Here is a 12,369-nt window from a genome sequence, read left to right on the forward strand (position 1 = left end):
TAATTTAATTTAGTGTGCTTAAAAATCCAATCAAGGCCTTTTCTTCACAACTTTGATATTTTTTCGTCCGTCCACGGCGAGCTTGTTTGTAAGGCTCAAAAAACTGCCCTGCCAAAAAACGTTCAATGACAATGGGATGAATATACGAGGCACGGCATACGGTCGGTGTATTACCCAGCTCTGCTGCCACGCTTTTTACCATATCAGTGACCAGCTGTTGACGCTCAGCGCTTTCTGGTGCACTGGCAAGTATGCTAGCGCCTGCCGTCGTTTGTAGCTCGTCATGTAGATAGCTTGCTGCGAGCACACTTGCCATCCATGTGCGAAAATCCTTTGCACTATATAGCTTGCTTTCATAGTCCATACCGCTAGTATGCATTCGCAAATAATCATTGATATCGCTACTATCGACGACTTGCTTATGTCCATCGTCATCTAAGTATTTGAATATCTGATAACCCGGCAACTCAGAACATGCCTGCACAATATCTATCAAACGCTCGTCTTGCAGCTCAATATGATGCTCCTTTGCGCTTTTTCCGACAAAATCAAACGCCAGTCCATTGTCCGTTTCACTGACATGCTTACTACGTAGCGTACTCAGCCCATAGCTTTTATTTTGCTTGGCATAGCGACTATTGCCAATACGAATCAAGGTGGTCTCAAGTAATTTAACCACTGCGGCGAGCACATTGGTACGTGACAATGATTCTGCCTCTAAGTCTTTTTCGACCTGTGCTCGTAGATTGGGTAGCGCCTCTGCGAAGCCTATCATCGCATCGAATTTGGCTTGATCACGAATGTTATTCCATGACGGATGATACAAATACTGCTTACGGGATTTTTCATCTCGTCCTGTCGATTGTAGATGGCCTTTTTCATCTTGGCAGATCCAAACCTCTGACCACATTGGCGGTATCACCAGCGCATCAAAACGCTGGCGCAATGCTTTGTCTTTGACCGTTTCGCCCGTTGCATCACGGTAAGTAAAACCACGACCCCAACGTCTGCGCGCATAACCTGGTTCATCGTCACTCACATAGCGCAGATTAGCGCGGCTGGCATGATACTCATAATCATGGCGCACATCTCTTATCATTGTTTGCTCGCCTGCCTTAGTCATAGAGTCCTACACCTTTGAAAAGTAATTGTTTTAGCATAATTAACTGCGATTATTTTTGCTGTTTATTTGACACAGACAAAGTGTAATGCTGTGTAAAAACTGCACCATAAAAGGCTTATCAATTATGATTTACTGAGTTATAATTAAACATATGTCCACCAATAAAACTGAGTAAAAACCTATGGAAAATTCTTCTATAAAAATCACGCCATTATCTAATGCAGATTACGAGTTTTGGTTAGTGTTGTGGCAACGATATCTAACATTTTATGAAGCCCGTTTGCCAATGAGCACGACTGATACAACATGGCGCAATTTGCTAGATAGTAATGTACCTATTTACGGATTTGGGGCATGGCAGGGTGATACGCTGGTAGGTATTACTCATGTGGTGCTGCATCCCAATACTTGGAACAGTACCGAATGTTGCTACTTGGAGGACTTGTACGTTGATAAATCTGTACGTGGGCAAGGCGTAGGACGCGCATTGATTGAACAGGTCTATGACTTTGCACGCCAGAAAAACTGTAACCGTGTCTATTGGACCACCCAAGAAGGCAACATTGCAGCGCGTAAACTCTATGACGCAATCGCCACCCAAACGGATATGGTGCAATACCGTAAAAACTTATAACCTTGATTAGGACGTGTCTTCAATTCACTCGATAGTCACCTAAATGGGCTAAAGATAACTAAATTTCTCTCAAAAAATACTCACAAAAAAACGCCAAGCATAAAATACTTGGCGTTGATTGTTCTGATAAGACTAAAACTTAGAGACTATTATTTACCATACACACATAAATAAGCGGTTTCGACTTCTACTTTAACATTGAACTTTTTATCGGCTTCAACGGTAAATTGCTCACCAGCATTAAAGGTTTGCCACTCGTCACTCTCTGGTAGCTTGACAGTTAGTGCACCGCTGACCACACTCATGGTCTCAAATTCTCTGGTGCCAAACTCATACTCACCAATGGACATGACGCCGACAGTCGCAGGCTTAGTAGCCGTTTGAAAGGCAATAGAAGTTACTTTATCATCAAAATAATTATTAACGCTTGGCATAATTTTTCCTTAAGTAAATTTTGATTAATATTTTAAAACGCTCTTTATAGTCCCGCTTTTAGACTTGCTTCAATAAACTGATCAAGGTCGCCGTCTAGTACTGCACCGGTGTTAAAGGTTTCGACGCCAGTACGCAAGTCTTTGATACGTGAATCATCAAGCACATAAGAGCGGATTTGACTGCCCCAACCGACGTCGGACTTGCCATCTTCAACCGCTTGCTGGGATTCCATACGCTTTTGCATCTCTAGCTCATAAAGCTTAGCACGTAGCATTTTCATCGCGGTGGCTTTGTTACCATGTTGGCTCCGCTCGTTCTGACAAGTCACTACCACGCCACTTGGCTCATGCGTAATACGTACCGCAGAATCTGTCGTGTTCACATGCTGACCACCTGCGCCCGATGAACGATAAGTATCGATACGCAAATCCGCTGGATTGATGTCAATTTCGATATTATCATCAATTTCAGGTGAGACAAAAACGGCAGCAAATGAAGTATGGCGACCATTGTTACTATCAAATGGTGACTTACGTACCAAGCGATGCACGCCAATTTCGGTACGCAACCAACCAAAGGCATAGTCACCTTTAATCTCAATCGTTGCTGACTTAATACCAGCGACGCTACCTGATGATACTTCTATAACGTCAACCTTGAAGCCATGCGCTTCAGCCCAGCGCGTATACATACGCAGCAGCATCTCTGCCCAATCTTGCGCTTCGGTACCGCCACTGCCTGACTGGATATCTAGGTAGCAGTTATTCGGATCCATCTCACCGCTGAACATCCGGCGGAACTCTAAATCAGCAACGCGTTTTTCAGCATTATCCAGCTCGGATTGCACGTCAGCAAGCAACGATTCATCTTCTGCTTCTACCGCCAGCTCTAGCATAGCGGACGCATCTTCTAATGTGCTCTCAAGCGAAACGACGACATCGATGACCCCATCAAGATGACTTTTTTCTTTATTAATTTTGGTCGCACGCTCTGGATCGTTCCAAATATCGGGGTTTTCTAATTCTAAATTGACTTCTTCTAAGCGTTCTTGCTTACCATCGAAGTCAAAGATACCTCCGCAAATCCTGCCCACGCTCTGATAAATCTTTAATTTGTTCTTGATACGGATTGATTTCCATAAAGGTTCCTGTTTTTTTAAATAAGTGTCTAACGAATCTGCCGCTATTTTAAATGAGATTGATGCTAAACGCTTGGCTAATTACGACTGCATCTACGTTAACGCGCTTTAGATTGCCTAAATTGACCAATCTTCCACTGCCCAGCGATGCGCTAACGCATGTGCATGTAGGGCATCATCAGGTGACACACAAATCGCCACATCTGCCCATTCGAGCAACGGAATGTCGTTTTTGGAGTCTGAGTAGGCATAGGTTTTATCAAAGGTAACCCCAGCTAACTGCTGCTTATTCACCCATTTGTCTAGATGATATATCTTACCTTCTTTAAAATTGGGCTTGTCCGCTAACTTACCTGTATAGCGATTGTCTTTTATCTCGAGCGGTGTTGATAACACATTGGCGCCTTCAATACCGAAACGTTTGGCAATGGCAGAGACCACAAAATCATTGGTCGCAGAAATAATAACCACATCGTGCCCTTGCTCAACATGCTGACACAGTACTTCCATCGCTTTTGGGCGAATATGCGGCTCGATTTCGCTTTTGATATAGTCTTCACGCAGCTCATGCAACCGTGCCAATGGCAATGTGGTCAAAAATTGCGCGACAAATTCATTGTATTCTGTGGCATCTAGCGTACCTTCGATATACTGCTCATAAAATGCTTGGTTAGCCGTGCGATATTGCGCCTCATCTACCAGCCCATTATTGACGATATACTCACCCCATAGATAGTCGCTGTCGACATCGAGTAGTGTGTGATCTAAATCAAATAGTGCCAGTTGTTTTTGTGGCTTTGGTTGGTTTTGTGCTGGATTTGCCTGCATGGTGAGACCTTATCGTTGTTTGCTAAAAAATACCAAGAACTGAAGAAAAAATATAAATAGTTTAGGACACGCCCTAATAAGAACGTCAATTAAATCACGGCTCAAATCGAACAAGCACTATCCTATCCCGTTAATCCGGCATCGCTATTTCAGTCAGACCTTCCTTATAAGTCTCACAGAGTTCAGCATAGTGGTGTGCTGACATTTTTAGCATGGCGGCTTGCTCATCGGTCAGCGTCTTGACGACTTTTGCAGGCGCGCCCATCACTAGTGAATTGTCTGGAATAATCTGACCTTCAGTGATCAAGGCTTTGGCCCCAATGAGACAGTTTTTGCCAATTTTGGCATTATTAAGTATCACAGCACCAATGCCAATCAAACTGTTATCACCGATCTCGCAACCATGTAGCATAGCTAGGTGACCAACAGTGACATAATCACCAATGTTGGCTGCGATACCTAAATCAGTATGAATAACGCTGTTTTCTTGCACATTGCTATAATCACCAATATGAATGTGACCAACATCGCCGCGTATCACTGCACCAAACCAAACGCTGGCTTTATGCCCTAAATATACATCACCGATCACTTGTGCTGAGTCTGCCACCCAACCGTTGAATGGCACTGCAAACTTAGGGGTTTTGTCTAAATATTGATAAATCATAACGATTCCTTGTCATCTTCATTATAGTTATAAAAACTGGGTTTATCGCTGCGCTGTCCATTGTGGCAAAGCCCACTGCTAAAATCCAGCGCTATTAATGGACGCTTGATTTCGAATTTGATAAAAGAAGAAATAATTTATGGCTACTTAGGCTATTTTCTGATTTATTGTTATTGCCTATATAATGACTATTAATCCAAGGAATCGGCTAGCCATAGCACCCTATTTTGTATATAATACGCAAAATCTGTGCCTAAGCGAGCGGACATGATGCAAGTTACCTATTCACTATCTAGTGGGTTTTGTAGTTTTCATCAATAATGTCTTCTCGCTTTTTTGTGGAAAAATTTTGTATATCGCCCTTTTATTACCTTTATATGGCAATAGTCAGATACCGTAAATAAAGGGATACGGAGCAATATTTCGACCAGCAAAACATGATGGCACTCACCAATAATAGCGGAGGCAACCCTTGAATTCATCGGCAGAAATACAAGCAATTTTGGCATTAGCAGACGGTACGATTTTTCGTGGTATCAGTATCGGCAGTCTCGGTCATCGTGTCGGTGAGGTGGTTTTTAATACAGCCATGACAGGGTATCAAGAAATCCTAACTGACCCAAGTTATGCGCGTCAGCTAGTCACCCTCACCTATCCGCACATTGGCAATACTGGTACTAATAGCGAGGACACAGAGTCTGGCAATGGTCACAAAGTTTGGGCAGATGGTCTTATTATCCGTGATGCCACCATGGTTACTTCAAATTTTCGTAACTCAGAGTCATTAAGCGACTATTTGCAGAGTCATAATACCGTCGCTATCGCTGAAATTGATACGCGTCAATTGACTCGCCTACTACGTGATAAAGGCGCTCAAAACGGCTGTATCATGACCGCCTCTAACGGCGAGACTATCAGCACAGATGACGAGCAGCAAGCCATTAAACTGGCGCAAGCGTTTGCTGGTATCGAAGGCATGGACTTGGCAAAAGAATGCTGCACTAAAGAGAACTTCGAATGGACAGCGGGTTCATGGGACTTATCAGATACCCTACTCAACCGTGATGCTGTTGGCAGCCACGATAGTGGTACAGGTGGTTTCTTTAAGCAATTAAACACGCACGTTGAGCACAAATTCAATGTAGTCGCTTATGACTTTGGTACCAAAACCAATATCCTACGTATGCTGGTTGATCGCGGCTGCCATGTGACCGTTGTACCAGCACAAACGCCTATCGCAGACGTGCTAGCGATGAATCCAGACGGTATCTTCTTATCAAACGGTCCTGGTGACCCTGCTGCTTGTGATTATGCCATCGATGCGGTGCGTCACATCATTGAGCAAACTGACGTGCCAACCTTTGGTATCTGTTTAGGTCATCAGCTGGTCGGTCTTGCCAGCGGTGCAAACACCATCAAGATGAAAACAGGACATCATGGCGCTAACCATCCAGTACAAGACTTAGCAACTGGCACGGTTATGATTACCAGTCAAAACCATGGTTTCGCGGTTGATGAAGACACGCTACCAGACAACGTTAAATCTACCCATCGCTCATTATTCGATGGTACCAACCAAGGGATTGAGCTGACCAACAAGCCAGTATTTAGTTTCCAAGGTCACCCAGAAGCCAGCCCTGGCCCGCATGATTGCGCGCCATTGTTTGATAAGTTTGCTGAGATGATGGCAACTACTAAAGCTTAAGCCATTACTGAAAAAAAGATAAGCAAGCTGCCTGAAGGCTTGGATCATTAATAGTGGTTCAAGCGGCAGCATATAAAACCATTATGTACACCTCCATTAAAACATCACTTAAACGAAGGTAGCCCTAATTATGCCAAAACGTACCGACATAAAAAGCATTCTTATCATTGGCGCAGGCCCTATCGTCATCGGCCAAGCATGTGAGTTTGACTACTCAGGCGCGCAGGCGTGTAAAGCACTAAAAGAAGAAGGTTACCGCGTCATCTTGGTCAACTCAAACCCTGCGACCATCATGACTGACCCTGCCATGGCGGATGCCACCTATATTGAGCCAATTACTTGGCAAACGGTTGAGCAAATCATCGCCAAAGAATGTCCTGATGCTATTTTGCCAACTATGGGCGGACAGACCGCTCTAAACTGTGCACTAGAGTTGGACAAGCATGGCGTATTGACCAAGTACAACTGCGAGTTAATTGGCGCGACCAAAGACTCAATCGAGATGGCAGAAGATCGCAACTTATTTGATAAAGCCATGAAACGTATCGGTCTTGAGTGTCCACGCGCTGAAACCGCTGAAACCATGGAAGAAGCCTTTGCGACCCAAGAGAAAATGGGCTATCCATGCATCATTCGTCCGTCATTCACCATGGGTGGCTCAGGTGGTGGTATCGCTTATAACCGTGATGAATTTATCGAGATTTGTGAGCGTGGCTTTGATTTATCACCAAACCATCAGCTACTTATCGATGAGTCGTTAATCGGTTGGAAAGAATACGAGATGGAAGTGGTTCGTGACAAAAACGACAACTGTATCATCATTTGTGCGATTGAGAACTTTGACCCAATGGGTGTGCACACAGGCGACTCTATCACGGTTGCACCAGCACAAACTTTGACGGACAAAGAATACCAAATCATGCGTAATGCTTCTTTGGCAGTGCTACGTGAGATTGGTGTGGAAACAGGCGGCTCAAACGTCCAGTTCGGTATCAACCCTGATACGGGTCGCATGGTCGTCATCGAAATGAACCCACGCGTGTCACGTTCATCAGCATTGGCATCAAAAGCCACTGGCTTCCCGATTGCGAAAATCGCGGCTAAATTAGCCGTTGGTTATACGCTAGATGAATTGCAAAACGACATTACCGGTGGCAAAACGCCAGCCAGCTTTGAGCCTGCGCTTGATTATGTCGTCACCAAAATCCCACGTTTTAACTTTGAGAAATTCCCGCAAGCCGATAGTGTTTTATCAACGCAGATGAAATCAGTCGGTGAAGTGATGGCGATTGGTCGTAACTTCCAAGAATCGATGCAAAAAGCGTTACGCGGTATGGAAACTGGCAATGATGGATTTGATGAGCAAATTGACTTTGCCGCTATCAAAGACGGTAGCCTTAGTACTGACAAAGCTCGTAGCGAGATTCATAATCGCTTAACCATTCCAACGCCTGAACGCATTTATTATATTGCGGATGCTTTCCGTATCGGTATGAGCGTCGATGAGGTCTTTAACTTAACCAAAATCGACCCATGGTTCTTGGTACAAATCGAAGACATCGTGAAGACCGAAGCGCAAGTTAAAGCGTTAGGTTTTGGCGGCTTAAATGAGAAAAACCTACGCAGCTTTAAGCGTAAAGGTTTGTCAGATTTGCGTTTGGCTAAATTGCTGGGTGTCTCACAAAAGCAGCTACGCAAAAAGCGTTGGGATTTAAACGTTTATCCAGTCTATAAGCGTGTCGATACCTGCGCGGCAGAATTTGCCACCAGCACCGCTTATATGTACTCAACGTACGACAGCGAATGTGAAGCCAATCCAACCAATAACAAAAAAATCATGGTTATCGGTGGCGGTCCAAACCGTATCGGTCAAGGTATCGAGTTTGACTATTGCTGTGTGCACGCAGCCCTTGCCATGCGCGAAGACGGCTACGAGACCATCATGGTCAACTGTAACCCTGAAACGGTTTCAACCGATTATGACACCTCTGACCGTCTCTACTTTGAGCCAATCACTTTAGAAGACGTGCTTGAAATCGTCCGTATCGAAAATCCTGATGGTGTTATCGTACAGTTCGGTGGTCAAACACCATTGAAACTGGCCCGTGCTCTTGAAGCTGCTGGTGTCAAAATCATTGGTACGAGTCCTGATGCAATTGACCGCGCAGAAGATCGCGAACGCTTCCAACATATGATTCAGCAATTGAACCTTATTCAACCAACCAATGCCTTGGCGACGAGCTTAGAAGATGGTTTGGTCAAGGCAAAAGACGTTGGCTATCCGTTGGTTGTACGCCCATCATATGTACTTGGTGGTCGCGCGATGGAAATCGTCTACAACGAAGATGAGCTCAGACATTATTTGCGTACCGCGGTACAAGCCTCTAACGAAGCGCCAGTATTGCTCGATCGCTTTTTGGATGATGCCATCGAAGTCGATGTTGACTGTGTCAGCGACGGCACCGATGTGGTGATTGGCGGTATCATGCAGCATATCGAACAAGCGGGTGTTCACTCTGGTGACTCAGCCTGTTCACTACCGCCTTACTCATTATCTAAAGAGTTATGCGATGTCATGCGCGCGCAAACGGTTGCCATGGCAAAAGAGCTTGGCGTCATCGGTCTGATGAACGTACAGTTCGCGGTAAAAGGCGAAACGGTTTATATCTTAGAAGTAAACCCACGTGCCGCCCGTACCGTACCGTTTGTCTCTAAATGTATCGGTACGTCGTTAGCGCAAATCGCGGCTCGCTGTATGGCTGGCACCTCATTAAAAGACCAAGGATTTACCACTGAAATTGTTCCGGCATTCTTTGCAGTAAAAGAAGCGGTATTCCCGTTTGCTAAATTCCCTGGTGTTGATCCAATCTTGAGCCCTGAGATGAAATCAACCGGTGAAGTCATGGGTGTGGGCAAAACCTTTGGCGAAGCATTCTACAAAGCGGTCATCGGTAGTAATGAGCGTTTGCCAGGCTTGCCGACTGAAGGCGAAACCAAAACCGTCTTTATCTCGGTGCGTGATAGCGACAAAGCGCAAATCGCCCCTATCGCTCGTCAGCTCGCAGGCTTTGGTTTTAACATCGTCTCAACCACGGGTACGCAAAAGATATTGAGCGACGCCGGTATTGAGTGCAAGCAAATTAACAAAGTCACTGAAGGTCGCCCGCATATCGTTGACGCCTTGAAAAATGGCAAGATCGACCTTATCATCAACACGACTGAAGGTAAGCAGGCACAAGAGGATTCATTCTCTATTCGCCGTAGCGCGCTACAGGGCAAAGTATTCTATGTCACCACCTTGGGTGCGGCAGATGCGGTTTGTAAATCTTATACGATTGACTTGCCATTTGAAGTTTACAAACTGCAAGATTTGCATGAGCAAGCAAAGACTATTGACGTGGCTGAATAATTTCAGTAGATTAAGCATAACCGTTAGGCTTACTCAATCGCTTATTCGAGACTGATTAATCCTTTTAACATGACAACAGTGCTTAAAGACGATACCTTTAACATGGTAGAACCAAAAAGCAACATGATAGACCCAAAAGCATAGTGGCTAAACTGCGACTATGCTTTTTATTACGTAAGCTTAAGTGCGTATGGTATTGAAATTAATGACTTATAATTGACAGATAATGTATTTGTCAAACACGCTCAACATCACCCTTTTATATTTTATACCCATTGCAATGATCCCAACACCATCTCACTATTCACTAGGAGTAGGAGGTGGTGTGGTGTTATTGGTTTAAGGAAAAAACATGCAACGTTATCCCATGACTCCGCAAGGACACGCGGCTTTAGAAGCCGAATTGAAACAGTTAAAAAGCATCGACCGTCCACGCATCACCGCTTCTATTGCTGAAGCACGCGAACACGGCGATCTCAAAGAAAATGCTGAATATCACGCCGCTCGCGAGCAGCAAGGATTTTGTGAAGCCCGCATTCGTGATATCGAAGCCAAGCTTGGCGGTGCTCAAGTCATCGACCCAGCGACGTTAACGCAAGAAGGTCGTGTGGTGTTCGGTGTGACCGTGGTGATTGAAAACATGGACACCGAAGAAGAAAAGCAATACAAAATCGTTGGTGATGATGAAGCCGACTTTAAAGCGGGCAAGATTTCGGTCAACTCACCGATTGCTCGTGGTCTGATCGGTAAGTTTGAAGGCGATGAAGTACGTATCGAAACGCCAAAAGGTGTGGTCGAGTACGAATTGATGAAAGTTATCTACGACTAATAGCAGTCGTGATGATAAAAGTCTATTGCTACCTTTATTAACCGTCACTTTTAGACAGCAGCTCTTTTTATAACGACTGAGATAACCACTGAGATAATTATTAAAATAATCACCAACTGAATAGATCCATCGACTCGCCAAAACGATACGACTCACACAATGCCGGTTACACAATGCCGCTTTTCTAGTCTATTTGTTTTAGCGCATAATTGTTTGAGTTTGCAGTGTGGCGCATTTTTTCTGCACTTTTTCTGAAAATAATGATGGATTGATAGTTAATATTGGCTATCGTCAGTACTGATACCCTCGTTATTTGGCATACTTTATGGTGTCATTTAACGGGGGTTTTTTATTTAGATGTGATTTATTGTTGTCTGTAGTTGATTCAATTTAAAAGTAGTACAAGGCAACCGAGTGTAGAGGTATATTTAATGCTTCAAGCGAGGTTAACGCAGTCATACTTTTATAGTGAAGTGACTATACTTACTGTTATTTTTGAGGAGTCTATTATGACCATGAAATCTTATACACCAATAGCAATAACCCCTACTGTATCGGCACTATTAGCAGGTATAGTACTTGCTGCATCTTCAGCCCATGCCGCACCTGAAATCGCTATTAGCTCATCTGCTGGCGGTAGCACCACTGTGGTCGAGCAATACTCTGATGGCAAAACAGCCACTATCACTGCGACACCGAACGGTATCACGATGCAGGATGGCATGCCTTATGCGGTGACTCAAGTAACGACTGTACCACGCTATGTGGTTCGCCAAGGTGTTAGTAATGGTATGAACAATACGGTCATTACTCAGGGCAGCACAACCGTCACTAGCGTACCTGTGACCAATCGAGCGACCAACACCATCTCCAATGTCGACGTTATCACTACGCCCATCAGTACCGTGACCCAAGTATTACCTGTCGCAACTGCTACTCAATTGCCTGTTCTTAATGCACCAGCGACGACAGTTATCACCAATCAACCGGTAAGTAATCAAATAACAATAACTACTTTAGATACTTTGCAGCTGACACCAACGTTTAGTACACCAGATGTCGTTAATGCACAAACCAAAGTCATGAAGATACTAAAGAATAAAGACGGTCGTGAAATGGCCGTGCCTGCCAATCATATCGCCCCCGGTGACGTCATCGAATACCACACTACTTATACCAACACCACCGCGCAGCCAGTCAATGACATCAATGCGATGGTGTCATTACCAAATGGTGTGCAGCTGGTGTCATTAAACAGCCCTCTACCAACGCTTGCGACAACGGGTGGCGATAGCTATCAAACCATTCAACAAGTGGGCAATACTGTCGTTATCAAAGAAAACTACTCTGGACTAAAATGGAACTTGGTCAACCTTGGTTCTAATGCAGCCCAGACTGTCGTTATACGTGCGAATGTTCAGTAAATACAGTAATAGAACTTAATAAATTCTAAATTTTATAAAAGGTCTTGTGGACTAGTCATCTAGTCTACAAGACCTTTTTTTGTGCCAGCGGCTTGCTCATGGATATGGTAAAACACTATTTTAAGCTTAAGATGTAACTGCTTGATGCAGTGGCAGAAATAGCTGAGCTTTTAGAAA

Annotated in this window: 10 protein-coding genes; 5 read left to right on the forward strand and 5 right to left on the reverse strand. The window is 44.3% G+C overall.

Annotated elements, in window-relative coordinates; genetic code table 11:
• Window positions 1–4: 4 nt before the first annotated feature.
• Window positions 5–1,123 (reverse strand): DNA topoisomerase IB, encoded by a 1,119-nt coding sequence (locus tag ACMFL8_RS08825; protein ID WP_413190721.1) that lies wholly within the window; start codon window positions 1,121–1,123, stop codon window positions 5–7.
• A 181-nt stretch (window positions 1,124–1,304) separates the two neighbouring features.
• Here ACMFL8_RS08825 and ACMFL8_RS08830 point away from each other — a divergent pair, with 181 nt between their 5' ends.
• Window positions 1,305–1,757, forward strand: coding sequence for a GNAT family N-acetyltransferase (locus ACMFL8_RS08830; RefSeq protein ID WP_413190722.1), 453 nt, complete (start codon window positions 1,305–1,307; stop codon window positions 1,755–1,757).
• Between the two features lie 149 nt (window positions 1,758–1,906).
• Here the strand turns inward: ACMFL8_RS08830 and ACMFL8_RS08835 are convergent, their stop codons facing one another.
• The 4 genes from ACMFL8_RS08835 to ACMFL8_RS08850 form a co-directional block, all read right to left on the reverse strand.
• Window positions 1,907–2,191 (reverse strand): pyrimidine/purine nucleoside phosphorylase, encoded by a 285-nt coding sequence (locus ACMFL8_RS08835; RefSeq protein WP_413190723.1) that lies wholly within the window; start codon window positions 2,189–2,191, stop codon window positions 1,907–1,909.
• 44 nt (window positions 2,192–2,235) lie between these two features.
• Window positions 2,236–3,331, reverse strand: a protein-coding gene (gene prfB, locus ACMFL8_RS08840) for a peptide chain release factor 2 (protein WP_352309352.1) whose coding sequence is annotated in 2 segments (ribosomal slippage) — window positions 2,236–3,258 and window positions 3,260–3,331 — 1,095 coding nt in all. Because the reading frame shifts where the segments join, the coding sequence is not laid out codon by codon here.
• 116 nt (window positions 3,332–3,447) lie between these two features.
• Window positions 3,448–4,158 carry an HAD family hydrolase gene (locus ACMFL8_RS08845; protein ID WP_413190724.1) on the reverse strand — a complete coding sequence of 237 codons (711 nt, stop codon included), beginning with the start codon at window positions 4,156–4,158 and terminating at the stop codon, window positions 3,448–3,450.
• 130 nt (window positions 4,159–4,288) lie between these two features.
• The gene (locus tag ACMFL8_RS08850) at window positions 4,289–4,825 is read right to left on the reverse strand and encodes a gamma carbonic anhydrase family protein (protein WP_189581328.1); all 537 of its coding nucleotides are present in this window, start codon (window positions 4,823–4,825) and stop codon (window positions 4,289–4,291) included.
• 472 nt (window positions 4,826–5,297) lie between these two features.
• Here ACMFL8_RS08850 and carA point away from each other — a divergent pair, with 472 nt between their 5' ends.
• The 4 genes from carA (at window position 5,298) to ACMFL8_RS08870 (ending at window position 12,192) form a co-directional block, all read left to right on the forward strand.
• Window positions 5,298–6,530 (forward strand): glutamine-hydrolyzing carbamoyl-phosphate synthase small subunit, encoded by a 1,233-nt coding sequence (gene carA, locus ACMFL8_RS08855; protein WP_413190725.1) that lies wholly within the window; start codon window positions 5,298–5,300, stop codon window positions 6,528–6,530.
• Window positions 6,531–6,660: 130 nt separating this feature from the next.
• Window positions 6,661–9,939, forward strand: coding sequence for a carbamoyl-phosphate synthase large subunit (carB, locus tag ACMFL8_RS08860; protein WP_413190726.1), 3,279 nt, complete (start codon window positions 6,661–6,663; stop codon window positions 9,937–9,939).
• Between the two features lie 352 nt (window positions 9,940–10,291).
• A complete protein-coding gene (gene greA / locus ACMFL8_RS08865) occupies window positions 10,292–10,768 on the forward strand; it encodes a transcription elongation factor GreA (protein ID WP_189581294.1) in 477 nt (158 codons plus the stop codon).
• A gap of 509 nt (window positions 10,769–11,277) precedes the next feature.
• Complete coding sequence (locus tag ACMFL8_RS08870; RefSeq protein WP_413190727.1) at window positions 11,278–12,192, forward strand: hypothetical protein; 915 nt, start codon at window positions 11,278–11,280, stop codon at window positions 12,190–12,192.
• Window positions 12,193–12,369 lie beyond the last annotated feature (177 nt).

The organism is Psychrobacter sp. AT9 (assembly GCF_047272965.1).
Lineage (GTDB): Bacteria > Pseudomonadota > Gammaproteobacteria > Pseudomonadales > Moraxellaceae > Psychrobacter > Psychrobacter glaciei.